The following is a 23,486-nucleotide window of genomic DNA, read 5'->3' as shown; positions in this document are numbered from 1 at the left end:
AGTATTAGTGTATTTTTCTCCATGGCGGCGGCTACTTAGGTGAGAGACGTCACGACTAACAATATGAGGAGCCATGCATGACGTTGCCATATGAGCGTACGCGCGCAGTGTTGCAAACACGCGAGTTTCTTCGCAGCCTCGTGCAAAATCCAGCTTTACCGCACGATATTCGCGACAACGCGAAATCGTTATTACGTCATTATCCGGAGAGTCATCATCTCGCGGTTGTAGCAGGCATACACGCGAAGTTGAGTGCACTTTCACTGGACGACGGTGGGCTAGGCCTTCTTCTGATGAACGGGCCCGTTTTTGAGAACCCTCAGGATCCCTGAGCGTGCATGTCGACACGCTGATGAGAGCCAGACGTGGTGAACAGGCATGAGATCAGAATTGACTGTGTACCCAACCCACACGACAATAATCCGCGAGAAGACGGGATGGGGTGCGTTTACCCCTCGGATCAAAAGGGAAAGTCATGCCACTGTCATGGAACGAGATCAGGGATCGCTCAGTCACGTTTGTACGTGAGTGGGAAGGTGAATCATCGGAGCACGCTGAAGCCAAGAGCTTCTGGGACGCATTCTTCCAAGTGTTCGGTGTCAGCCGACGACGGCTGGCATCGTTCGAAAAGCACGTTCAAAAAGCCGATGGTAACCGCGGTTTCATCGACTTGTTCTGGCCCGGCATGATGCTCGCCGAGCATAAGTCCCTGGGTAAGAATCTCGATTCCGCCTACGATCAAGCCACAGACTATTTCCCCGGCTTAAGCGACAGAGAGCTTCCCCGGTACATCATCGTTTCGGACTTTGCCCGTTTCCGCATTCGGAACTTGGATACCGGTGAGAACAATGAGTTTGCGCTGGCCGACTTGCCAAAGAATCTTTCGCTGTTCGGCTTCATCGCGGGTTACGAGACTCGCGAGTACAAAGAGCAAGACCCGGTCAACATCAAGGCTGCGCAGCAGCTAGCCCAGCTGCATGATGCGCTTAAGGACGTAGGATACGAAGGCCACCAGCTAGAGGTATATCTTGTACGCATCCTGTTCTGTCTATTCGCAGATGACACGGGCATCTTCATGCCGCGCAGCGCGTTTGAGGACTTCATCCGAGTGCGCACGTCAGAAGATGGCTCTGACCTAGCGCCGCGGATCAATCAGATATTTCAGACTCTCAATACGCCGCCAGAGAAACGTCTAAGAAACCTGGACGAGCAAATCGCGGCCTTTCCCTACGTGAACGGAGGATTGTTTGAGGAGTATCTGCCGCAAGCGAGCTTTGACCGAGCTATGCGGGAGACGTTACTGGCCTGCTGTGAGCTGGATTGGGGTGGCATCAGCCCGGCGATTTTCGGCTCATTGTTTCAAGGAATCATGGACGCCGATGTTCGACGAAATCTCGGTGCGCACTATACCAGCGAAAAGAATATCCAGAAGGTCATCGGACCGTTGTTCATGGATGAGCTGTGGGTCGAGTTCGAGCGCATAAAGACGCAGAAAACAAAGCTGGTCGCCTTCCACGAAAAGCTGGCCGGCCTCAATTTTTTCGACCCGGCCTGCGGGTGCGGCAACTTTCTGGTAATCAGCTACCGAGAGTTGCGTTTGCTTGAACTGGAGGTGATCAAGCGGCTCCACGGATCGGATCAGCAACAGCTGTCGATGGATGCGGTGGATCAGTATGTGAAAGTCGACGTCGACCAGTTCCACGGTATCGAAATCGAGGAATGGCCAGCCCAGATCGCTCGTGTGGCGATGTGGCTCATGGATCACCAGATGAATGTACTGGTCGGCAAGACCTTCGGCCAGGCCCTTGTTCGTATTCCGCTGGTAAAGTCGGCCAATGTCGTGCATGAAAATGCGCTGCGGCTGGATTGGGAAGAGGTAGTTGTCGCTAAAAAATGTACTTATCTCCTCGGCAATCCTCCGTTTATTGGCCACCAGCGTAGAAAGCCAGAACAGGCAGAGGACATGCATATCATCTGGGGCAAGGAGGGCGACTTCGGCCGCTTGGATTATGTGACCTGCTGGCACAAATGTGCGGTCGAGTACATGCAAACGAACAACAGTATTCGTGCCGCGCTCGTATCGACAAATAGCATCTGCCAAGGAGAGCAAGTATCAACCCTGTGGCCCTGGATGCTAAGCAAGGGAGTAAAGATTCATTTTGCGCACCGAACCTTCGAATGGACCAACGAAGCCAAAGGCGTGGCTGCGGTTCATTGCATCATCGTAGGCTTCGGCTTGTCCGACACAGACCAGCATCAACTGTTCGACTATGGAGCTAACATAAAGGGGGACCCAATCAAAGCAGAAGTTCGCCGAATCAATCCGTATCTCGTTGATGCAGAGGATGTGATTTTGCCGGCTCGATCAAAAAATCCCGGTGATCGCCCTCGTTTGACAAAGGGCTCGCAGCCGACAGACGATGGAAACCTGTTTGTGTCTGAAGAGGCGCGACAAAAGCTGATAGCGCTAGATGAGCGCTACGGCAAGTTGATCCGGCGCTTCGTGGGAGCGGCTGAGCTAACGGAGAACAGTCTGCGGTATTGCCTTTGGCTAGCTGAGTGTCCCCCTCAGGTGCTCAATTCGTTACGCGCTTTGCGTGATAGATTGGAGCGCGTCCGCACCTTTCGGTTGGACAGCCCAACAGTAAGTGTGAACAAGGCGGCGCAGACGCCGTCCTTGTTCACCCAAATACGGCAGCCAACTTCAAGCTACATTGGTCTCCCTCGACATTCTTCGTCGGCTCGGCAATACATCCCCACGGCATACTTTGAAGCAGACGTGATCGCCGGTGACGCGATTCTCGTTTGCGAAAACGCGAGCTTTTCGGATTTCGGGATCCTCAATAGCACTATGTTGAACGCGTGGGCAAGAACAGTAGCCGGGAGGATCAAGAACGACATCAGATTTGAAGCGTCGGTATACAACAACTTTCCTTGGCCAACAGATGCGTCTGACAAGCAGAAGGAAGCAATTTCCGTCGCCGCCCAAAACGTTCTCGTTGCTAGAGCCCAGTTCCCCGACGCGACGCTGGCAGAACTTTACCATCCACTGAACATGCCTCCTGCGCTGTTGAAAGCGCACCAGAAGCTCGACAAATCCGTGGATGCGGCATACGTCCCGAGCGGAGGGAAACGTATTTGGGCGAGTGAAGCTGAGCGCGTTGCGTTTCTGTTCGCCCTGCACCAGCGAATCATTTCAACTTCTCCGCCCGAGAAGCCCAAGGGCCGTAAGAAAAAAATATGCCTGCGGGACCAAAATGCAGTTCATTCCTCCATTGAGCTAGTCGATTGAAGGTTAGAAGAACGTACAAAGCGCAGCCAGGATCTGAAACTTCTGCGCTGCGGGCTGAAGTAGAGCAGCGACTGCAAACGCTTTTCGATGAGCTGCATCTTGACCTTCAAGAGTCAATTGGAGAAATAGAGCAATTGAAGCAACTGGTCGTCGATATGCCTTACTTGCGATCGTTCGTTGAGAGCGAGCTGCCCGCCACCAAGATTCGCAGTTCCCGGCAACTCGGGTGTCTTCGGGCTATTGAAAAGGCATACGCACACCTCTCGCGGGGCTACGAGGGGCCGCTTGCAGCCGATATCAGTTAAATCCTGTGGATGGTACACCACTGTATCGCGCGTCACGCAGGCTGATTGATCATAAAAGGCAGTTCGGATGCAGAGTGATCTCGATCCGATCGGTCACGGCGAGCACGCCTGGCAGTCGCTCGCTTGTTTTATTTCGCGTCGGACTCACTCCGTACTACAACGACCCCTAGCGCATCATCCATTCTCGGGTCGTAATCATCATCAAACATCCGGCGAACGAATCGTTCTCGCTTGATATACGCTAACATTCCTAAAAAGCAAGACCTGCACAGGTGCAGCTCGTACTGTTCACCGGCTTCACGGCCCGCTTTGAGCGTAGCGAATTGGTCCTCTTCAGCTCCAGGAGCGCATTGGCAGACGTCACAAAGGACGCCTCTGGTAGCGCTACTCTCTGTTTTCTGCCCGCTCGGCCTCATGACAAGAATCTCCTTTCCGACTATGAGTCTCATTTTCCCTCCTTGACGTTGAATCGATCAAGAGCAGGGAGGGCGGTCAAGTCTTGGCCCACTGACCGCATGTGAGAAAATCCGTCCCTCGTGAGTGATAATGACACTTCATCCTATTGATGCACCCCGCAGAACGGTCCGTGAGATAATGAGGATTGGCAATCAAGTCGCGACAAATCCCGAGCTGCACATTTTCTGGCAGAGCGCCATTCCAGCCCCTCAACGATTTCCCGGACACGATGAACTTTCGCTTTGGATGTCTTGCCGCGAACTCTACCGTGGCGGCTATCCGTTGCGAGAGCAAATCATTTGTCGAAGGATATATAAGACGCTTGTTGAGGTTATAAAAGCCCGACGACAGATCGATATAGCTGATATCTACGTTTGCGATTTGATCGAAAAACTCCGGAAAAATAGAGTCGTCGAGCTCCGCCGAACCAGTTGCTAACGAAAGCCGGATTGAGGATTCGATATCAAGGTGCGCAAGTTGGCCTGCCCATTCGCTCAACTTCTCCATAGCTAAACCCGCATGTCGCGTGAATCGCGGATCGATGGCAAGATTGAAGAGGTAGCCATGGGCAGCGTGCAACTGAACGTGTCTAAAACCTGCTCTGGCGGCCAGAGTTGTTCCTAAGGCAAGGCTATCGAAAGCATTTACGACGTCTTTCTCAGATATAGCTGCCGCTGTTTCGCGGTAAGCTTTGAGATTTTGGTCAATCGAAGTGGCTAAAAATCTCTGCATACCCTTGTAGCCTGACCAGCAAGAGGCTAGCTGAATCCCCGCTAACGCACCTTCTCCAGATATCGTATCAGCGAGAATGCGCCAGGCCGCACGGTCTGAAATGACGCTGCAAAAAGAATTGGTACCAGTTCCGTCGGGCAAAACCACGTTTCCGACTATCGCACAATAAAGCCCGCCACCGCTTCTTTCGCGATAGAATTCTATACAGCGCGTGTCCGGAGTCTGGTTGGTTGAAAAACCCGTGTTTACCGGCAAGAAGAAGAGTTTTCTATTGCTTCCGAAGTGAGGCATATCGCAATTCGTTCCTTTGCATCTTCTTCAAAAGCTGTTCTTCCAAGTCGACGTTCAAAATAACAGCGAGCCGCATGATGTAGATCAAGGTATCGGCTAGCTCTTCTCCAAGTTGGCGTTTTGCGGAGGCTGTGTCTAGCTCATAATCTCTTGGACGGTCGAGTTTGATGTTTAGCTTTTTAACTATATTTGCGAACTCGCCTATCTCGCCTAAAAGGCCGACGAGGTCTTTCGATAGCTGCGCATAGGCCTCCTTTTCACTATCAAACGACACGGGGAAACCATGGCGAGCGTCCATCTCGATCTGTTTTTCTATGATCGTTCTCAAATCCATGTCAGATTCTCCTTTGTTTGGAAAGTGCCATAACTACTGGGACGAGCATCGCTGATATTAAATTGATAGCAAGCGCGACTGCGATTTCCACAAAATCCTTTACTACGGCAGCGAGCGAAAGACTGTTTATCAGGATGGTTAAGAGTAAGCAAATGTTGATCCACCTTTGCCGGTGTTGTATTTCTCGCAACACTGTCACCATAGCATCAGGAAGAATCTTGTAAGACTCTGCTTCTTCGCTCTCGACACGTGGATCGTCCTTGATTTCCTTGTAGCTTTTCACTAACTGATGGCGTATGGGCCAAATTCGTGTCTGAAAACCGTGTTGTCCGCTATATGGTGTCTTAGCTTCGCTAGCCAGTAACGAAAAGTCGATCTTGGCGATTGGCTCTCCGATCGGCAAGGTTATATATTTGTCACTGGTATTCTGAGTAACGATACCCAAGTTTCCACGGAAGCCTGGGTCCGCATACGTGCTCACAGGGGTGAGGCCAATGCTAAACAGAGAGCCCTTGCTACTAACCCTCGCAATTACATCATTCGGTATGGCGAGCTCCTCCTGTGTAATGAGGACGACTCTATGTCCAGGTTTGATTAATACCTGTCGCGATCCTCTTTTAGTAGGTAACTCTATAGGGGAATCCGATTCAGTTAGATCGTAATAAACGTTGCCCATCCGTAGTTCGTAACAAGCTGGCCCTATTTGGTTTCGCGATCCTTTAACGATCAAGCTACCAGAATCCATCCGAGCTCCGATTTCCGTATCTGCTAGTGTCGTCATTATTTCTCCAAGCGCCTCGTCGAAGCTAAATTTGATAGTTGACTCGACGTGCCGATTCCTCGGGGTCGAGCACAGATTTCTTTCACCGGATGATGATAGGGCATCTGCCGTCAGAGAGCGTCCTCTTTTGATCCGGTTGACATGAGCGTGGGCACGGGGCTTTGAGGTGGCCACTCCAAAGCTCTTTTTAGTTTACAATACGCATCTCCGAGCGAAGGTCTAAGCTAGGTTTACATTTTTTGTTTCATCTTTTCTAGCGTGGCTCCTCGATGGGTAATGGCGTTGTGCAGACGCTTCGGTTTTCGACGGGTAGGACGTGCTCATGCAATCCAACGGCGTATTGAGTGTATGTTGACGAAAAAGCGCGTTCCGAAATTTGGCGCCGGCAAGTCGACCAACCTGAAGGTGTTCGCCCAGGCACTGGCTGACGCGGGCTGCCAGGCACTGTTGACCCGCGAACCAGGCGGTACCCCAGTGGCCGAGCGGATCCGTGAGGTTTTACTCAGTCAGCACGACGAGCTGATGGATGCGGACGCCGAACTGCTGCTTATGTTTGCCGCACGCGCGCAGCATCTCAATACCTTGATCAAGCCGGCACTGGCACAGGGTCGGGTAGTCATCAGTGATCGTTTCACCGATGCTACCTACGCCTATCAGGGCGGCGGGCGCGGGATCGACCCGCTGCGTATCGCCGCGCTGGAGAACTGGGTTCAGGGGCCGGTACGGCCGGACCTGGTAGTGGTATTCGACGTGCCAGTCGAGTTGGGCATGGCACGTGCCCGTGCGCGGAGCCAGCTCGACCGCTTCGAACAGGAGCAAACCACTTTCTTCGAAGCCGTGCGCGCTACCTATCTGCAACGCGCCAGTGAAAATCCGCAACGCTACCGGGTGATCGATGCCAGTGGCAGCCTCGAACAGGTGCGCCTGGCCATGCAGCCAGTTATCGAAGACGTGCTGGAGCGCTGGCGTGCTTGATTTGGCTCTGTTGCCATGTCCCTGGCATATGTCCTTATGGACCGCATTGGCTGACCAATCGCAGCATGCTCACGCGTACCTGTTCGCCGGGCTACCGGGTGTTGGCAAACGCCGCTTTGCTTCGGCGTTCAGTGCCTTTTTGTTGTGTACCGATCCGCAACGCGGCATGGCATGCGAACGTTGCCGCAGCTGCCTGTTGCGCAAGGCCGGCACCCATCCGGACAGTCTGCTTATCGCGCCGGAAGAAGAGGGCAAGGCGATACGCGTCGACGCCATTCGCCAGTTGGGTGATTTCATTGCGCAAACGGCCCAGCAGGGCGGACGCAAGGTAGTGATCCTGCATCCTGCCGAGGCAATGAACCTGAACGCAGCAAACGCCCTCCTGAAGTCCCTGGAAGAGCCTAATCGAGACACCTTTCTGTTACTGGTGAGCGACCAGCCGAGCCGGCTTTTGCCGACAATACGCAGCCGCTGCCGGGTGCAAACCTTGAACACGCCGGTTCTGACTGAAGCGCTTGGCTGGCTGGCCCAGGAGCTCTCCGATCTTTCGCCTGAGCAGCACGCAGCGCTCCTGCTGATGGCTGGGGGCGCGCCATTGCGCGCAGTGGGGCTGCATCAGATGGACGCGCTCACGCTACGCAAGCTGGTAGTCGATGGCATCAAGGAGCTGCTCAAGAACCAGTGCTCCGCTTCACAGCTTGCAGAGCGATGGAATAACGTGCCGCTGGAGTTGCTGGTCGACTGGTTTTGCAGCTGGACGCTGGACCTGCTCAAACTCAAAACCGGAGCGGAGGAATGCGTCGCCAACAATGACATGGACAAGGTCCTCGGTTACATGGCTCAGCGGCTGGATGTGCGACTGCTGATGGACTGGCAAGCCTGGTTATTTGATCATCGTGGGAAGATCCTCGGTAAGGCTAACCTCAACCGCGTTCTGTTTGTCGAATCGTTGCTGATACAGTGGAAACAGCTGGCTGAAAGGCGTTAACCTGATTACGCAACGCTTGAGGGCTGTCTTTGCGCTGTGACGGTGCGTTGATAGACCCTGGCCAATATACAAAGGACTGAGTGAATTATGAGCAATCCGAGCGCGGGGCCACGCAACGGTATTCTTTCGCTGACGATCAAGGACAAGTCGGTGCTTTATGCCGCCTACATGCCGTTTGTGAAGCACGGCGGGCTGTTTATCCCGACCAACAAGTCTTACCGTCCGGGCGACGAGGTGTTCATGCTGCTGAACCTGATGGACGAGCCAGAAAAGATCCCGGTTGCCGGCAAGGTTGTCTGGGTCACATCCAAGGGCGCGCAAGGTAATCGCGCCGCGGGGATAGGCGTCCAGTTCAGCGACCAGGACAACACCGCCCGGAGCAAGATCGAAACCTACCTCGCCGGTGCGCTCAAGTCCGACCGGCCCACCCATACGATGTAACCATGCTGATAGATTCTCACTGCCATCTTGATCGACTCGATCTGACTGCCCATGAGGGCTCCCTTGATGCCGCGCTGAATGCAGCGCGTGCCCGCGGTGTTGGCAAATTTCTCTGCATAGGCGTGGATGCTGACAACGCGCCTGTGGTCAAAGGTCTCGCTGAAGCGCACGCCGATGTCTATTGCAGTGTCGGTATTCACCCGCTGGATTTGACTCGCGAAAAGCCGACCGATCTTGCATGGCTTGTGCAGGCGGTAAACCATCCGCGTTGTGTGGCTATCGGCGAAACGGGTCTCGATTACCATTACGAACCGGATATGGCTGAGCAACAGCAGACCTCGTTCCGGGTGCATTTGCAGGCCGCGCAGCAAACTGGCAAACCGGTCATTATCCATACCCGCTCGGCACGCGCAGACACCCTGGCCCTGCTTGACGAAGCGGATCTCCCGCAGACCGGCGTGCTGCACTGTTTCACCGAAGACTGGGATATGGCCAAGGCTGCGCTGGATATGGGCTATTACATCTCGCTCTCGGGTATCGTCACCTTCCGCAATGCAGAAGCTCTGCGTGATGTGGCAAGACGCATTCCCGCCGACCGATTGCTGGTCGAAACGGATTCGCCTTATCTCGCTCCGGTACCACACAGGGGCAAGCCGAATGAGCCACAGTTCGTATGTGAGGTGGCCGCTTTCCTGTCCGAGCTAAGGGGTGAATCCCTCGAGTCGCTCTGGGAGAACACCACGGCGAATTTCCACCGATTGTTTCCCGACGCCGTCTAGCTCGCCAGCACACAGCGAACGCTGGTCAAAAAAAACCCGAATCCTGGGGGATGGATTCGGGTCAAGACCATTAGGAGTGTTGCAAGGCCAGGTCTGGACCTGACCGTACAGAACGTCATTGGGGGAAATGCCGTCCTGTTAGCCTTGAGTATTGATCATATCGCCGAACTTTCCAGCGGTTTTGCAGCACTTTATAAACTGATTCGGAATAGTTGCCCACGCGTCTTATCGTGAACCGTTGTTATCTCTGCTTCAGGGAGGCGTTCTCCTCGTCACCCATGCGAACCTTGCGGTCAGGTTTGAACCAAATATGTCCATCCAGTCATAAAGTTGGCATAATGCCGTTAAACGACGTTAGGGAAGCGGGTGCGCCGAATGCAAAAAGAATCCAGAAAGGTCCGCGAGTTCCGCAGAAGAGAGCAGGAAATACTTGATACGTCTCTGCGACTGTTTCTCGAGCAGGGCGAGGACAGCGTTACGGTCGAAATGATTGCGGACGAGGTCGGTATTGGCAAAGGGACCATCTACAAGCACTTCAAATCAAAGGCGGAAATATACCTGCGCCTGATGCTTGACTATGAACGTGAGCTGGCGGTTCTGCTGCATTCCGAAACCATTGAACGTGATAAAGAGGCACTGGCCCGCGAGTATTTTGCGTTCCGCATGAGCGACCCGGACCGGTACCGCTTGTTTGATCGCCTGGAAGAGAAAGTCGTCAAGGCCAGCCAGATGCCCGAGATGATCGGGCAGCTCCATCAGATTCGTGCATCGAACTTCAACAACCTTACCGGCGTCATCAAGGAGCGGATCGACGACGGCAAACTTGAAGACGTGCCCCCCTATTTTCACTATTGCGCCGCCTGGGCGCTGGTGCATGGTGCTATGTCGATGTATCACTCTCCATTCTGGCAAGAGGTCATCGAGGACAAGGAGGGGTACATGCAGTTTCTCACGGATATCGGCGTACGCATGGGCAACCGCTCCAAGCGGCGCAAGGATGAAGACACCGTTACTCCCTGATTTGCCTCGCACACTGTGAACTCGCTCTGCTCTGCGGGGTCTTTTACATGCCGTTGTGTTGCCGGCTGACGCAGCGCCTCCGGGCGTGCGGAGCCTTGCCAGCAGAATGATCAGGCGGCTCCTGCGCACCGCCGTTCTCGGCATGACGCATCCAGTATGTCCTCAGGAGAGTCCCTTGCTCGCTTTACGTTATTTGGTACCCGCCGCCATGGCGGTTCTGTTGATGTCCCAAGCCCACGCACGTGATTACGTCTATTCCGATGCGCATCTGCATTTTGTGGATTTTTTCCAGGAGAGCGAGGGCATACAGGAGCTGCTCCGGCAAATGGATGAGCACAACATCGAGCACGTGATGTTCTCCGGCATTCCGGTAGCCAAGAAGTGGCACGAGAACGAGCCGAAACGTCCACGCTACTACGCGGGTGACGATGCAGGGGCCTACTGGTATAGCGCGACCGATGCCATCATCGCCCATGCCATGCAGCAACTGCCGGAAGACCAGCGGCAGCGGTTTCATCCTTTCCTGTCTGGCCTCAACCCCAACGACAAGAATTCCGATGAGCATCTTCGGCGGATGCTAGAGATGTATCCGGGTATCTGGCAGGGGATAGGCGAGGTCTTCACGCGTCATGATGACCTGACCGCACTGACCCACGGCGATGCGCCGCGTGCCAATAGCGAGGCCATGACCCGCGTCTATTATCTGGCGGAGGAGTTTGATCTGCCGGTGATGGTGCATAGCAATATTACATCAAAAAGAGAGCGTAACCCTCTGTATTTAAAGGAGTTTGAGGGGCCGCTAGGTAAGCACCCACAGGTCCGCTTCATCTGGGCGCACGCCGGCACCAGCGCCGAGATTCATCGGCGCCAGGATAGCCTCGACTTTATCTATCCAACGCTCGAACGCATGCTTGAGGTGTATCCCAATCTGTATATTGATCTGTCGTGGAGCTTACTGGATATCTACCTTCTCGATGAGGAAGGGAAGGCGGATCCGAAGTGGGTGAAGCTGGTGGAAGCCTATCCGGATCGGTTCATGATCGGTTCCGACGTCGTCGGTAAATTCAATAGTTTAGGTAGCAATATCAAGGCGTTTGATCCCTTCCTTGATGCGCTTTCAGAGGATGCGGCGCGGAAGGTAGCGCGGGATAATTTTCTGGCAGTGTTGCCGAAAGGCGTGAGGATGTCGGCGCAATAAGCTGGTTAACCGGAACTGAGACGTTCTCAGTCCCGGCGATTCAGGAACGCTTATTGGACGGGCGGCGGATTCCAGGAATTACATTGGTGGGTTGAGCTGAACTCACTCTTGGCCACAGCAACAGGCGTTGGTGCGTCAAGCCTTAGTATCTCGCCGTCAGCGGTGAGCCTCGGCCATTCCACTGCTTCAGCCGCTCCGTCAGTGCCATTGGGTCCAATAGCCGGGTCGTCGCCGTATTTGGCGAAGTTGGTCCAGTATTGCGCCATATGCTCGGCCAGCGTGAGCTGGTCTGGGCCGGCACCGCGCTCCGTCAGGGTTTCCTCAGAGCTCAACACGTATTGGATCTCGAACGAGTGGGCTGCGCCAAGAGGGAATGGAGCGTTTATGTCTTCCAGTGCATTTGGCGCATTCCTGTCATTGAACCAGTAGCCCCAAGTGTCCACTTGCCCCTCCAGTAGTTCCCATTGCGCATCGTTGGGACAGTTGAACCGCCAATCCGTACCAATTGCCGTGTAGGCGTTGATATAGGCCAGCGGAGTCGCTTGCTGCCTGGCAAGGTAGGTGTCTGCGATTTGCTTCGCGTCCAGCCGAGGATCCTCGGCTAGGAGTTCGGTTACTGCTGCATCGTACCCGGCGGCTGTGCTCAGATCTTTCCCTTCTCCAAGAGCCAGTAGGGTAAACAATGCACCCTCATCACGGTTACTACCCATTATCACCGGCACCTTGTTGAACTCGCCCGTAGCCAGTGCCTGGTTAATAGAAATAGGTAGAACCTCCGTGCCCGTGACCGGCAGGATGTTGCCTGGCTGAGCCTCGAGAATCTTCTCTACCGATAAGGTCCGTAGGCATGTGAGCAATTGATCCTGGTTTTCGTCTGCGCATTCGGTGGCGGCGATGGTTGGCTCGCCGAACAACGTTTGGCCGCCAGGGATCGGGACCCCGTTAAACGAGGCGTCAGTCAATGGCACCTGGTTCCCGTTATAAGAACCGCTCTGCACAATAGCCTTATGGAAAAGCCCTTCGGCGCCCGGCGACGCCAGTTGGCTCATGACGCTGTGCCCGCCTGCGGATTCGCCGAAGATTGTCACGTTGTCCGCATCCCCGTCGAATTTGCCGATATTGTCTTTTACCCACTGCAGCGCCAGTTGCTGGTCTTGCAGACCGAAGTTGCTGTCACCAAGGCTTGAGTGCGGGAGAAAACCCAGTGCGCCCAGACGATAATTCAACGTAACCACGACCACGCCTTTTTCAACTAGCCGCTGCGGATCGTAGCTCTCACCGCCTGATCCATAGATGAAGGCCCCGCCGTGAATCCACACCATGACCGGGTATGCGCCAGGTTCTTCCGGGGCGTAGACGTTGAGGAACAGGCAATCTTCCTCGACGCTGGCCTTACCGAAGGCGCTATCATTCTGCGGGCAGTTACTGCCGAAATCGGTGCTCAGTTTTACCGGCGTCGAATGCGCTTCAGGCGATTCGGGAGCCGCAAAACGCTCCGCGATCCCGTATCGAATGCCGCGATAGGTGCGCATCCCGTTATCAACAATCCCGATGTAATCGCCTTGTAGAGTGGATACCTGCAGAGGGTCAGGAGATTCTTTCCTGTCATCGTCGCTGCTGCCACCGCCACTGGATAAACAACCGCTCAGGCTGGCGGCTATTACCATCGCGGACAGGGTTGAAAGCAGGAACTTGGGGGAGGTTTTATTTATTGTTGTCAGCGTCATTTTTCTAATTATCCGTAACGTAGATGGGGTTGAGCCAGAAGTAAAAATCGTCCCGATTCACGATGAACGATAAATTAATCGACAAAGGGGCGCTAAACCCATTCGGGTGAATGACGGATATCACGGGGCGTGGCATGGCGAACGGCCACAGGGACGGCCGCACGGGCCAGCCATCCCAATCGGTGGCGGCTTCGTTTAGACTGGCGCTCTGTTGAATAGCCTTCGGAGTGAGCGTGTCCCATTCGTTTCCCATCGATTACATCGAGCCCGTCTTTCGTCCGCCAAGCGAAGCGCATTCGTTGATATTGCCGGTCACCAACGGTTGTTCATGGAACAAGTGCACCTTTTGCGAGATGTACACCGCTCCTCAGAAGAAATTCCGCGCGCGGGACGAGCCGCAGGTGCTGGATGAGATCCGCCGCTGCGGTGAGCAATTGATCGTGCAGCGCGTATTTCTGGCTGATGGCGACGCGATGATATTGCCGACGCGTCGGTTGCTGACGATCCTGCAGGCCATTCGCGAGCACATGCCGACGGTGGAGCGGGTCACCTCCTATTGCCTGCCGCGCAATCTCAAGCGCAAATCCGTTGAGGAGCTCAAGGAGTTGCGTGATGCTGGTCTCGCCATGCTGTATGTCGGCGCAGAGTCCGGTGACGATGAAGTCCTGGCGCGGGTGAACAAGGGCGAGACTGGCCAATCGACCGAGGAGGCTCTGTTGAAAGCCGGCGCGGCTGGCCTGCAGCGCTCGGTAATGATTCTCAACGGGTTGGGCGGACAGAGTCTGAGCGCGCAGCACGCGCTGAACTCGGCGCGCTTGATGAACGCTACCCAGCCAGAATTCCTGTCCACGTTGGTGGTCAGCTTTCCGCAGGGCATGGACCGCTACCGCGAACAGTTCCCTGATTTCCAACCCTTGGAGCAGACAGGCCTGTTTCAGGAAATCGAACAGTTTCTGGACGCGCTTGAGCTTGAAAATACCGTATTTCGAAGTGACCACGCTTCGAATTATCTGGTGCTCAAAGGTGAGCTTGGTGCCGACAAGGCACGTATGCTGCTGCAGGTACGCACGGCCATCAGTCAACCGGCCAACGCCGGGTTACGACCGGAATGGATGCGTGCGCTTTGATGTAATAGGCGCATCGAGTAGGTATCGAAACCCTGAATCCCCCTAGCCCCCTTTTCCAAAGGGGGAATCGTACGTGCGGGGCATGGCGAATGTCTGCTGTTCTGATAGATGGCTATTGCTTGAGATATAAACCAAAAGCCACTCGGGCCAGTTCCCCCTTTGGAAAAGGGGGTTAGGGGGTTAGGGGGATTGGGTTTTTGAGCTTTGGCTCATTAAAGAATATCTGGACTCATTCCGAGACCCGAGATCTGGGTGTTCAACATACAGGGAGAGACAGCATGCGGTGGATGACGTTGTTGCTGGGATTGACGGTGCTGGGCGGCTGCATGAAGCCTTCTGATATGCGTGAAAGCGCGCGGTATTATCTCGACGATGCTGGATTGACGAACAACTACCGCATCACCCGGAGTGCTACCTGGACGCTTCAGCCCGATTCCAGCCTGTATATCGCGCAGGGCCATTTTGTACCGGTGGGCCATCCCTATTCGCGACCCAACGTCGTGGCTGAGGAAGCCTTTGCTGCGGCGGTTCAGCTCTTTCCACTGGTGCAGCGGGCGCACCAGCCAGCGGGGCTGGATGAGGCGCTGGGTCAGGCGCAGGCCAATCGTGCCGATTATCTGCTTTACACGCGCTTTGCCAGTGCGCAGGGTGGCGATACAGAGAGGTCGCAGGGTCAGTGGGGCGAGGTGGGCATCGATGAGGCCAAGCTGCAACTCATACTGATGGAAACATCCACCCGTCGCGTTGTCGATTTTGTAACGATCGAAACCAGGGGCGGCTTTCTGCAATTTTTCAAGGCCAAGCCGTCGACACTGCTCCGCCCGCCGTTGGAGGATTACACCCGTCGACTGTTGGGCCGATAACCTGAGGTAAGAGCATGGCCAGTGATAAACCCACTGCGGAATCCATTCTGCAGAGTATCCCGGAACCTGAGCAAAGTACGCCTCGCCGCGGGCCCGCCCCGGTGCATTTGTGGAACCCGCCGGTGAGCGGCGAACTGGATATGCGTATTGCCCGTGACGGCACCTGGATTCACGAGGGTACCGCTATCACCCGCAAACCGCTGGCTCAGCTGTTCGCAGGCATCCTGCGCTTCGACGACGACCAGCGTTACTATCTGGTAACCCCGGTCGAGCGCTGGGCTATCCAGGTTGAGGACGCCCCCTTTGTAGCCGTTGCACTGGAGGTCGGAGGCGAGGGCAGGGAGCAGGTGCTCAGATTCACCACCAGTCTTGATGATAGCGTCGAAGCCGGACCGGACAACCCCATTCGTGTCGTTGTCGACCCGGAGACGCAGGAGCCTTCACCCTACGTGCGAGTACGCGCGAATCTCGAAGCGCTGATCAATCGCAATGTGTTTTACGAGCTGGCTGAGCGCGCCGTGGAGCATGAGGTCGACGGCAAGACCTGTTTCGGCATCTGGAGCAAGGGCACATTCTTCCCCATCGACGGCACGCACGTCGCCCACTGACGCCAGTCATCGGTTGGCGCTGGCGACCCGCTGGCGCGAATCCCAGTCAGGACGCGGCTCCCCGGCTGTCAATATCCTGAAGCGGCAAAAATCAAATTAAACCAGTTGCCCGAATCCATATGTGGGGCTAGGATTGCGCTTTATGCACTACAAGTAGTGTTTTTCGTTTCCGGAGGCCCCTTGACAGCAAGTTGTTGTTCAGGTGGGTTTTTTCCGGCGTAGCCTAGCGTTTCGGGAGAAAGCAATGAGTCAAACAGCCAAGGTGCAGCGTCTGCATAACGTCGTCACAAGTATCGCTTTGCAGCCTGCCTCAGAGGATATCTGGGATACCAAGTACCGACTCAAGACCAAGGATGGGTCAGCTATCGACAAGACCGTAGACGAGAGTTTCCAGCGCGTAGCGCGGGCACTGTCTGATGTCGAAGCTCCCGAACTGCGTGAAGAGTGGTACGACAAGTTTCTGTGGGCCCTGCGTCATGGTGCCATTCCCGCCGGGCGGATCACCTCCAACGCCGGTGCGCTGGAACACAAGCCGGCGACCTCGACCATCAACTGCACCGTGTCGGCGACGATCGGCGATTCGATGGACGACATCCTGTCCAAGCTGCATGAAGCCGGGCTGACGCTGAAAGCCGGTTGCGGTATCGGTTATGAGTTCTCCACGCTGCGTCCTCGCGGTGCGTACGTGTCGGGCGCCGGCGCCTATACCTCCGGCCCGCTGTCGTTCATGGATATCTACGACAAGATGTGCTTCACCGTGTCGTCCGCCGGTGGCCGTCGTGGCGCCCAGATGGCGACCTTCGATGTGGGCCATCCGGACGTTACCGATTTCATCCGCGCCAAGCGCGAGGGCGGCCGGCTGCGTCAGTTCAATCTGTCGCTGCTGATCACCGAAGACTTCATGAAGGCGGTCGCAGCCGATGAAGACTGGAAATTGTCCTTCCCGCTGACCCAGGCTGAAGTCGACGTAGACGGCATCGACCTGAAGAACGAAGAGCAGGTGGTGTGGCGCAACGTGCCAGCCAACGATCGTTACCTGACCCGTGCCGACGGCAAGGTGGCGTGCCGTGTGTCCAAGGTCATGCGCGCCAAGCGGATCTGGGACATGATCATGACCTCGACCTACGACTTCGCCGAGCCTGGCTTCATTCTCATCGACCGTGTCAATGAGATGAACAACAACTGGTTCTGCGAGGAAATCCGCGCGACCAATCCCTGTGGCGAGCAACCTTTGCCGCCCTACGGTGCGTGCCTGCTGGGCTCAATCAACCTGACACTGTTCGTACGCGACCCTTTCACCGAGAAGGCGCGCTTTGATTGGGACGAGTACCGCAAGGTAGTCGATATCTTTACTCGCATGCTGGACAACGTGGTGGAAATCAACGGCTTGCCACTGGAAGAACAGCGCAACGAGATCTACCGCAAGCGTCGCCACGGTATGGGCTTCCTCGGTCTGGGTTCGACCATGACCATGCTGTGCATGAAATACGGTTCGCCCAAGTCGCTGGCGTTCACCGAGCAGGTATCCAAGGAAATGGCCATCCAGGGCTGGCGCACAGGGCTGCAGCTCAGCGAAGAGAAGGGCGCTGCGCCGTTGATGGACGAAGAGTTCATTGTCACCGAAGCCATGCTCGCCAAGCGTCCGGAAATGCGCAAGGACGGTCTCAAGGCAGGGCAGAAAGTCGCCGGCAAGCTGTTGTGGGCGAAATACAGCCGCTATATGCAACAGGTCGCCGCTGAAGATCCGGAGCTGGTTGCCGCCCTGGCCGAGAAAGGCTCGCGTTTTACGCACCACAGCTCGATCGCGCCCACGGGTACCATTTCGCTGTCACTGGCGAACAACGCCTCCAACGGTATCGAGCCGAGCTTTGCCCATCACTATTTCCGCAACGTGATCCGCGAAGGCAAGAAGTCAAAGGAAAAGGTCGACGTGTTCAGCTTCGAGCTGCTGGCTTATCGGCATTTCGTTAATCCCGAAGCACTGCCGAGCATGGAAGCGGGCACGCGCAATCTGCCCGAATATTTCATCGCAGCGGATGACGTCAAGCCGACCGAGCACGTTGATGTCCAGGCTGCGGCGCAGAAGTGGATCGACTCGTCGATCTCCAAGACCGCGAACGTACCGACTGATTATCCTTATGAGGATTTCAAGGATATCTACCGGTACGCTTACGAGAAGGGTCTGAAAGGCTGCACGACGTTCCGCTTCAACCCGGAAGCCTTCCAGGGCGTGTTGGTTAAAGAGCAGGATCTGGCCAACACCACCTACCGTTTCAAGCTGGAAGACGGCACTTTTATCGAAGCCAAGGGCGGAGATGAAATCGAGTACGATGGCGAGTTGCACAGCGCCGCCAATCTGTATGATGCCCTCAAGGAAGGCTATTACGGCAAGTTCTGAACCCAAGATATGATTGAGCCCCGTCGCGGCGGGGCGAGGAAGAATTTAACATGGCATTGAAAATCAGCAGCAAGATTGTCGACTACTCCGTGGTCAAGCCGGACGACGCCGTCAAGGAAAAAGAAGCCCAGGCGCCCGTGGTCAAACTGGAGGAGATGCACGAGAAGCTCAAGCGTCCGGAGTTCCTCGAGGGCTCTACCTACAAGATCAAGACGCCGACATCCGAGCATGCGATCTACGTCACCATCAATGACGTGATCCTCAATCACGGCAGCGATCACGAAACGCGTCGGCCCTTCGAGATCTTCATTAACTCGAAGAACATGGAGCACTATCAGTGGATTTCGGCCCTGACGCTGATTATCTCTGCCGTGTTCCGCAAGGGTGGTGACTGCACCTTCCTGGTTGAAGAGCTGCGCAGCGTATTCGATCCCAAGGGCGGGTACATGAAGCGCGGTGGGCGCTGGATGCCGTCGCTGGTGGCGGAGATTGGCGAAGTGCTCGATCAGCATCTCAAGCGCATCGGTATGATTCAGGATGAAATGGACGACCATCAGCGTGCCTATCTCGAGCAGAAACGCGCGGAGTTCATGGGCGTTTCGGCGCAAAGCCAGGCGTCAGCCGAATGTGACGACAGCACCGAGGTCTATCCACCCGGCGCGCAGATGTGCGCCAAGTGCCATACGCAGGCCGCTGTCCTGATGGATGGCTGCATGACCTGCCTGAGCTGTGGCGATAGCAAGTGCGGTTGAGTTTGATCTCTCGCAGTGTGTGACCAGAGCCCCTTTCGAGGGGCTTTGTTGCATCTGCATGCTGGGTTGATAAAAGGAGGAGTGTAATGAGTCCGAGTGATTTTGCAGCATTGATGCCAGGCGTGTTGCTCGCGGCCTTGCTCGGCTGGGGCCTGACCATCTGGGTGATGCTGCGGCGTCAGGCGGACTATCAGGCTGATATGAACGCCCAGCGCGAACGCTATCAACAACTACAGAACGAGGCGCATCAACAGCTGGCGCGACAGGGCGCGTTGGACGCGAGGGTGGAACACATCCAGGACACCCTGGATGTTCTACGCGACCAACATGCCGAGGTTTGCAAGCGACTGAGCGACGCTGAGCAACAATGTCACCACTGGCAGGTGCAAGCCGAACGGGCGCAAACGCTCAGCACCGAGCAGGTCCGTCAGCTGACTGAACTGCGCGAGGAGCGCGAAGCACTCAATGCCAGGCTGCTGGATCTGCAGGTCACCCACGAACAGCTGAATGTCGAGCACTCCACGCTGTTGAGTACGCTGGAGCAACGCCAGCAACATTTCACTGAACAGCAACAGCTGCTCAAGGACAGCCGCGACCAGCTCAAGCTGGAATTCGAGCAGCTTGCCAGCCGTATCTTCGAAGCCAAGGGCCAGGCGTTCTCTCAACACAGCCAGCAATCGCTGGATGCCTTGCTCAAGCCGTTCCGTGAACAGATCGATCAGTTTCGTAGCAAGGTCGAGGATATTCATCACAAGGATACCCAGCAGCAGGCAGCGCTGGCCCAGGAACTTCAGCACCTGAAGGAATTGAACCGCCAGATTACCCAGGAGGCCCACGATCTTAGTACGGCATTGCGCGGGCAGAAAAAGACGCAGGGCAACTGGGGTGAGCTGATTCTGGAAAACGTGCTGGAGCGTTCCGGTTTGCGTCAGGGGCAGGACTTCAAGCGCGAAGTGAGCATGAACAACAGTGAAGGCAAGCGCCAGCGTCCGGACGTATTGGTCTATCTGCCGCAGGACAAGCATCTGATCATTGATGCCAAGGTCTCGCTGAATGCCTATACCCGTTATATCAACAGCGAAGACGAGGCTGAGCGGCGCATCGCCCTGGCCGAACACGTGCAGGCCATCGGTGAGCGTATCCGTGAGCTATCGGACCGGCATTATTTCGAACTGCCGGGTCTCAATGCACCGGAGATGGTGTTCATGTTCATTCCCATTGAGTCGGCCTTTGTCGAAGCATTGAAGGCTGACGAGACGCTGTTTCAGAAGGCCATCGAACAGAACGTTCTGGTCGCGACACCGACCACATTGCTCACCAGTCTGAATATCGTGCGTCAGCTCTGGCGTTTCGAAGATCAGAACCGCCACACCGCTGAGCTGGCAGACCGTGCGGGCAAGGTGTATGACAAGTTGCGTACTTTCCTGGGGAGCATGGACGGTATTGGCAAGAGTCTCGAACGCGCAACCGAAGCCTACCAGCGAGCCTGCGATCAGCTTGTCAGTGGGCGTGGTAACCTGGTTAAACAGGTGAGTGATTTCAAGGGCTTGGGCGTATCAGTTAAAGCTGAATTGGATGAAGGTTGGACGGATCGGGCGGGTCTCGAGTTGACTCGCGAATCGCCGGCTTCGACGGATTAGAGGCGGGCTGGAGGCCGGAAGCTAAAGGCCAACCCTATCGGCGTATCCGAACGTGGCCCGAGGCGCACCCCTGGGGGGGTAGCGCGCCTGCGCTACGCAGGGGTTCTGAGGCTGAAGGCTGAAGGCTGGAAGGTGGCGATGGGAGTGGGCTGGTAGGATTTGGTATGCGAAAGGCCCGGATTGACCGGGCCTTGGGTGTTACAGGTGAAAGTCGCCGCTGGCTTCAGGCTGGTAAAGAATGTCGATGATTTTGAGCTTCTGCGGTCGGCCATTGGGCCCTGTGCAGGAAATGCTCTGTCCTTTTTTCAGGCCAAGCAGGGCGATGCCTACCGGTGCCAGCACGGAAATGGTGCCGGGACGGCCGGCCTGTGCCGGATAGACCAGGGTCAGGACGAATTCGCGCTCGCTCGCCTCGTCAACGAAGCGTACGGTGGAATTCATGGTGACCACATCTGCGGCAATGCGCTTGTGACTGACTACTCTCGCTCGTAGCATCTCGCCTTCGAGGGCTTCGAGCAGATCAATAGGCGCATCCATGGTCGCTAGCAACTCGTCCAGTCGCTGGATATCCAGTTTTGTCATCACAATTGCGGGTGATTTGTTCATGGCGAACGGCAGAACTCCTTGTCAGGAATGATTATTTGTATCGGGTAAGACTTGAAAGCGCGAGCAGGCTAGCCCGGACACGGCACAAATGCCGAAGAGGCGCAGTTAACGACTCCTGACTGAGCTTATAGAAGCGACTTCAGATCCGGTAATAGCAACGCAGGTGGCTAGTTCAAGTGCCTGTGAAGCGAAAGGCCGGTAGAACACCGGCACCCCTCGACACTACCAGAACCGGGCAAGGTTGCAAGGCGTGGTTGTGGCAAAAGATAACCGGAGCAGGGTTTGTTGGGCTGTAAAAGCAGTCAACACGACGGCGACCTCTGGTAGCTATCGCGGATTTTTGTCAGAATCCGCGCTCTTCGGGATAAGCCCGATGTAACCGGGGGATACGTGAGTGAACCGATTTGCCGAGATCCAGGCATTGCTGCGCCGTAGTCTGCAACTCGATGATGATGTTGTTCTGGACGCAGATACCGAGCTGCTGGGGGGATTGCCAGAATTCGACTCGATGGCGGTCGTGGTCATTCTGGGCGAGATCGAGAATACCTTTGGCATCCAGATTGCCGATGACGAAATCGAAGGCGAGGCGTTTGCGTCGGTTGGTTCGTTGCACGAATTTGTGTCGGCACGCCTCGACTGAGCGGGCGCAAATAACGGTTTGAGCGTGGCCCAGGCGATTTCGGGGTGCCGGACTGCTATTCGCCGTTACGCCAGGGTGCGGTTAGACTGAGTGCATCGTCTAACGCGCCGGAGTGGGTAATTGAACGTCTTCAAACAGGCCACGGTATTCGTTCGCGCAAACCTATGGATTCTCCCTTTGGCTGCGGTAGTGATCTGGATACTCTTTCGTTTCCTGGATCCTGCACCGCCACGCACTGTCGGCATGATGACGGGCATCGAGAGCGGTGGCTATCATCAGTTTGGCCTGAAGCTGAAGGAGCGTTTAGCGAGCGAAGGTCTGACCCTTGAGCTGTATCCCAGCCGTGGCAGTGTCGACAATCTTCATCGACTTACCGATGGCTCGGGTGAGGTTCAGCTCGGGTTGATTCAGAGCGGAACCACTTCTTTGCTCGAGCGCCAGCAGCTGCGCCGTCTGCGTGGCCTGGCTGCGCTCTATCATGAGCCTCTGTGGCTGTTTCAGCGTGGCGATACTGATATTCGGCGGCTCACCGATCTATATGATCTGAGGGTCTCGGTTGGCACGGAGGGTAGCGGTACCTGGTCGGTGGTCCGTAGCCTGTTCGGCCAGGTCGGTAATCAGCGGGCGCTGGAACTGCTCGAGACCGGCACCTGGCAAGCGTCAGGCAGTAATGCAAGTGTTCGCGGCTTGCTTGAGGGCGAACTGGATGCGGCCTTCCTTGTTCTCCCGGTGGGCAACAACCTGTTGAACGCGCTGATTTCAGAGCCGGAGGTCCGGCTGGTGAACCTCGCCCAGACCGAAGCCCTGGCGTCGCGGTTATCCTTCCTCGAACATATCGTCTTGCCTGAAGGATTGCTTGACCTGTCCGGCAACGTGCCGCCGGAAGATTCCGCACTGCTTTCGCCTGTCGCCACGCTGGTCGCCAATGACGCATTCCACCCTGCACTGACGTCGCTGGTCCTCGAAGCCTCCCGTGAGGTACTGCGTGAAGGCAATCTCCTGGACGCACCCAATGCCTTCCCGGCAGCGGTGCCGATGGAGCTAGAACTCACCGGTGAAGCCGAGTACTACCACCGCGAGGGCGTGCCGTTTCTGCAACGTTACCTGCCGTTCTGGATCGCCTCCATTGCTGACCGCTACGTTGTTCTGCTTATTCCGTTCATTGTGATCATGTTGCCCCTGTTACGCAGCATGGGACCCATCTATACCTGGCGCATGCGTGCACGTGTATTCAAATGGTACGAACACCTGCGCCGTGTCGACCGGCTGATAATCAACGGTCAGATCAAGGGCGTTATCGACAGAGAAATTGCCGGTTTGCACGATCTGGAGGGCGATCTGAGCCGGGTCGAAGTGCCGCTGTCCTACGCCCATGAGCTGTACAGTCTGCATTTGCACGTACGCTATATGATCAGCCGCCTCGAAGCGATGAGGGCACCGCCGGACCAGCAGGACGCTGCGCACTCCTAGTCGGGCCCGCGAGAGCCCGGATCAAGGCTTTGCGCCGCGCATGGCAGGCTCTACCATGGAAGA

Annotated in this window: 21 protein-coding genes; 16 read left to right on the top strand and 5 right to left on the bottom strand. The window is 55.8% G+C overall.

Annotated elements, in window-relative coordinates:
- The first annotated feature begins 77 nt into the window (after window positions 1-77).
- Both G3M63_RS16005 and G3M63_RS16000 read left to right on the top strand, forming a co-directional pair.
- Window positions 78-332, top strand: a complete 255-nt coding sequence (locus tag G3M63_RS16005; protein WP_163981504.1) for a BPSL0761 family protein — start codon at window positions 78-80, stop codon at window positions 330-332.
- Between the two features lie 143 nt (window positions 333-475).
- Entirely contained in the window at window positions 476-3,292 is a 2,817-nt protein-coding gene (locus G3M63_RS16000) for a DNA methyltransferase (protein ID WP_218573622.1), read from the top strand.
- Between the two features lie 797 nt (window positions 3,293-4,089).
- Here the strand turns inward: G3M63_RS16000 and G3M63_RS15995 are convergent.
- From G3M63_RS15995 to G3M63_RS15985, 3 genes are read right to left on the bottom strand one after another with little or no spacing between them, the layout of a single operon-like run.
- Complete coding sequence (locus G3M63_RS15995) at window positions 4,090-5,076, bottom strand: hypothetical protein (protein WP_163983762.1); 987 nt, start codon at window positions 5,074-5,076, stop codon at window positions 4,090-4,092.
- Window positions 5,054-5,410, bottom strand: a complete 357-nt coding sequence (locus G3M63_RS15990; protein ID WP_163983761.1) for a MazG nucleotide pyrophosphohydrolase domain-containing protein — start codon at window positions 5,408-5,410, stop codon at window positions 5,054-5,056. The genes G3M63_RS15995 and G3M63_RS15990 overlap by 23 nt, the downstream gene beginning before the upstream one ends.
- A gap of 1 nt (window position 5,411) precedes the next feature.
- Entirely contained in the window at window positions 5,412-6,191 is a 780-nt protein-coding gene (locus G3M63_RS15985; RefSeq protein ID WP_163983760.1) for a hypothetical protein, read from the bottom strand.
- Between the two features lie 348 nt (window positions 6,192-6,539).
- Between G3M63_RS15985 and tmk the strand changes: the two genes are divergently transcribed.
- From tmk to G3M63_RS15955, 6 genes are all read left to right on the top strand, one after another.
- Entirely contained in the window at window positions 6,540-7,166 is a 627-nt protein-coding gene (gene tmk, locus G3M63_RS15980) for a dTMP kinase (RefSeq protein ID WP_163983759.1), read from the top strand.
- Complete coding sequence (locus tag G3M63_RS15975) at window positions 7,159-8,154, top strand: DNA polymerase III subunit delta' (protein ID WP_371923467.1); 996 nt, start codon at window positions 7,159-7,161, stop codon at window positions 8,152-8,154. Before tmk ends, G3M63_RS15975 begins: the two co-directional genes overlap by 8 nt.
- 87 nt (window positions 8,155-8,241) lie before the next feature.
- Window positions 8,242-8,595 carry a PilZ domain-containing protein gene (locus tag G3M63_RS15970; RefSeq protein ID WP_150298932.1) on the top strand — a complete coding sequence of 118 codons (354 nt, stop codon included), beginning with the start codon at window positions 8,242-8,244 and terminating at the stop codon, window positions 8,593-8,595.
- Between the two features lie 2 nt (window positions 8,596-8,597).
- A complete protein-coding gene (locus G3M63_RS15965) occupies window positions 8,598-9,374 on the top strand; it encodes a TatD family hydrolase (RefSeq protein ID WP_150298931.1) in 777 nt (258 codons plus the stop codon).
- A gap of 375 nt (window positions 9,375-9,749) precedes the next feature.
- The gene (locus tag G3M63_RS15960) at window positions 9,750-10,394 is read left to right on the top strand and encodes a TetR/AcrR family transcriptional regulator (RefSeq protein WP_150298930.1); all 645 of its coding nucleotides are present in this window, start codon (window positions 9,750-9,752) and stop codon (window positions 10,392-10,394) included.
- A 208-nt stretch (window positions 10,395-10,602) separates the two neighbouring features.
- The gene (locus tag G3M63_RS15955) at window positions 10,603-11,592 is read left to right on the top strand and encodes an amidohydrolase family protein (RefSeq protein ID WP_178101067.1); all 990 of its coding nucleotides are present in this window, start codon (window positions 10,603-10,605) and stop codon (window positions 11,590-11,592) included.
- Between the two features lie 50 nt (window positions 11,593-11,642).
- On the opposite strand, the gene G3M63_RS15950 is transcribed toward G3M63_RS15955, so the two are convergent.
- A complete protein-coding gene (locus G3M63_RS15950) occupies window positions 11,643-13,319 on the bottom strand; it encodes a carboxylesterase/lipase family protein (protein WP_163983758.1) in 1,677 nt (558 codons plus the stop codon).
- A gap of 227 nt (window positions 13,320-13,546) precedes the next feature.
- On the opposite strand from G3M63_RS15950, the gene G3M63_RS15945 reads away from it, so the two are divergent.
- From G3M63_RS15945 to rmuC, 6 genes are all read left to right on the top strand, one after another.
- Entirely contained in the window at window positions 13,547-14,446 is a 900-nt protein-coding gene (locus G3M63_RS15945) for a radical SAM protein (protein WP_163983757.1), read from the top strand.
- A 278-nt stretch (window positions 14,447-14,724) separates the two neighbouring features.
- A complete protein-coding gene (locus tag G3M63_RS15940; protein WP_163983756.1) occupies window positions 14,725-15,309 on the top strand; it encodes a DUF4823 domain-containing protein in 585 nt (194 codons plus the stop codon).
- Window positions 15,310-15,323: 14 nt separating this feature from the next.
- On the top strand, window positions 15,324-15,917 hold the full coding sequence (locus G3M63_RS15935) for a DUF1285 domain-containing protein (protein ID WP_163983755.1): 594 nt from the start codon (window positions 15,324-15,326) through the stop codon (window positions 15,915-15,917).
- 244 nt (window positions 15,918-16,161) lie between these two features.
- Window positions 16,162-18,315: an adenosylcobalamin-dependent ribonucleoside-diphosphate reductase gene (locus G3M63_RS15930; protein WP_150298925.1), complete on the top strand. Its 2,154-nt coding sequence runs from the start codon at window positions 16,162-16,164 to the stop codon at window positions 18,313-18,315.
- 50 nt (window positions 18,316-18,365) lie between these two features.
- Complete coding sequence (locus tag G3M63_RS15925; protein ID WP_150298924.1) at window positions 18,366-19,067, top strand: NrdJb; 702 nt, start codon at window positions 18,366-18,368, stop codon at window positions 19,065-19,067.
- 86 nt (window positions 19,068-19,153) lie between these two features.
- Window positions 19,154-20,707 (top strand): DNA recombination protein RmuC, encoded by a 1,554-nt coding sequence (rmuC, locus tag G3M63_RS15920; protein ID WP_163983754.1) that lies wholly within the window; start codon window positions 19,154-19,156, stop codon window positions 20,705-20,707.
- A gap of 198 nt (window positions 20,708-20,905) precedes the next feature.
- On the opposite strand, the gene rnk is transcribed toward rmuC, so the two are convergent.
- Window positions 20,906-21,313 carry a nucleoside diphosphate kinase regulator gene (rnk, locus tag G3M63_RS15915; RefSeq protein ID WP_150298922.1) on the bottom strand — a complete coding sequence of 136 codons (408 nt, stop codon included), beginning with the start codon at window positions 21,311-21,313 and terminating at the stop codon, window positions 20,906-20,908.
- Between the two features lie 394 nt (window positions 21,314-21,707).
- On the opposite strand from rnk, the gene G3M63_RS15910 reads away from it, so the two are divergent.
- Together G3M63_RS15910 and G3M63_RS15905 are read left to right on the top strand one after the other, a co-directional pair.
- Window positions 21,708-21,953, top strand: a complete 246-nt coding sequence (locus G3M63_RS15910; protein ID WP_150298921.1) for an acyl carrier protein — start codon at window positions 21,708-21,710, stop codon at window positions 21,951-21,953.
- Window positions 21,954-22,073: 120 nt separating this feature from the next.
- On the top strand, window positions 22,074-23,423 hold the full coding sequence (locus tag G3M63_RS15905; protein ID WP_163983753.1) for a TAXI family TRAP transporter solute-binding subunit: 1,350 nt from the start codon (window positions 22,074-22,076) through the stop codon (window positions 23,421-23,423).
- Window positions 23,424-23,486: the final 63 nt, after the last annotated feature.

The organism is Pseudomonas sp. OIL-1 (assembly GCF_010669185.1).
In the GTDB taxonomy this organism is placed as follows: Bacteria; Pseudomonadota; Gammaproteobacteria; order Pseudomonadales; family Pseudomonadaceae; genus Halopseudomonas; species Halopseudomonas profundi.
Note: the sequence above shows the minus strand (reverse complement) of the source record. Positions and strands in the feature narration are given on the sequence as shown.

Excerpts from the sequence above, each read along its gene's own strand:
- G3M63_RS16005 (WP_163981504.1), top strand. The coding sequence starts at position 78 with ATGACGTTGCCATATGAGCGTACGCGCGCAGTGTTGCAAACACGCGAG.
- G3M63_RS16000 (WP_218573622.1), top strand. The coding sequence starts at position 476 with ATGCCACTGTCATGGAACGAGATCAGGGATCGCTCAGTCACGTTTGTA.
- G3M63_RS15995 (WP_163983762.1), bottom strand. The coding sequence starts at position 5,076 with ATGCCTCACTTCGGAAGCAATAGAAAACTCTTCTTCTTGCCGGTAAAC.
- G3M63_RS15990 (WP_163983761.1), bottom strand. The coding sequence starts at position 5,410 with ATGGATTTGAGAACGATCATAGAAAAACAGATCGAGATGGACGCTCGC.
- G3M63_RS15985 (WP_163983760.1), bottom strand. The coding sequence starts at position 6,191 with ATGACGACACTAGCAGATACGGAAATCGGAGCTCGGATGGATTCTGGT.
- tmk (WP_163983759.1), top strand. The coding sequence starts at position 6,540 with ATGTTGACGAAAAAGCGCGTTCCGAAATTTGGCGCCGGCAAGTCGACC.
- G3M63_RS15970 (WP_150298932.1), top strand. The coding sequence starts at position 8,242 with ATGAGCAATCCGAGCGCGGGGCCACGCAACGGTATTCTTTCGCTGACG.
- G3M63_RS15965 (WP_150298931.1), top strand. The coding sequence starts at position 8,598 with ATGCTGATAGATTCTCACTGCCATCTTGATCGACTCGATCTGACTGCC.
- G3M63_RS15960 (WP_150298930.1), top strand. The coding sequence starts at position 9,750 with ATGCAAAAAGAATCCAGAAAGGTCCGCGAGTTCCGCAGAAGAGAGCAG.
- G3M63_RS15955 (WP_178101067.1), top strand. The coding sequence starts at position 10,603 with ATGGCGGTTCTGTTGATGTCCCAAGCCCACGCACGTGATTACGTCTAT.
- G3M63_RS15950 (WP_163983758.1), bottom strand. The coding sequence starts at position 13,319 with ATGACGCTGACAACAATAAATAAAACCTCCCCCAAGTTCCTGCTTTCA.
- G3M63_RS15940 (WP_163983756.1), top strand. The coding sequence starts at position 14,725 with ATGCGGTGGATGACGTTGTTGCTGGGATTGACGGTGCTGGGCGGCTGC.
- G3M63_RS15935 (WP_163983755.1), top strand. The coding sequence starts at position 15,324 with ATGGCCAGTGATAAACCCACTGCGGAATCCATTCTGCAGAGTATCCCG.
- G3M63_RS15930 (WP_150298925.1), top strand. The coding sequence starts at position 16,162 with ATGAGTCAAACAGCCAAGGTGCAGCGTCTGCATAACGTCGTCACAAGT.
- G3M63_RS15925 (WP_150298924.1), top strand. The coding sequence starts at position 18,366 with ATGGCATTGAAAATCAGCAGCAAGATTGTCGACTACTCCGTGGTCAAG.
- rmuC (WP_163983754.1), top strand. The coding sequence starts at position 19,154 with ATGAGTCCGAGTGATTTTGCAGCATTGATGCCAGGCGTGTTGCTCGCG.
- rnk (WP_150298922.1), bottom strand. The coding sequence starts at position 21,313 with ATGAACAAATCACCCGCAATTGTGATGACAAAACTGGATATCCAGCGA.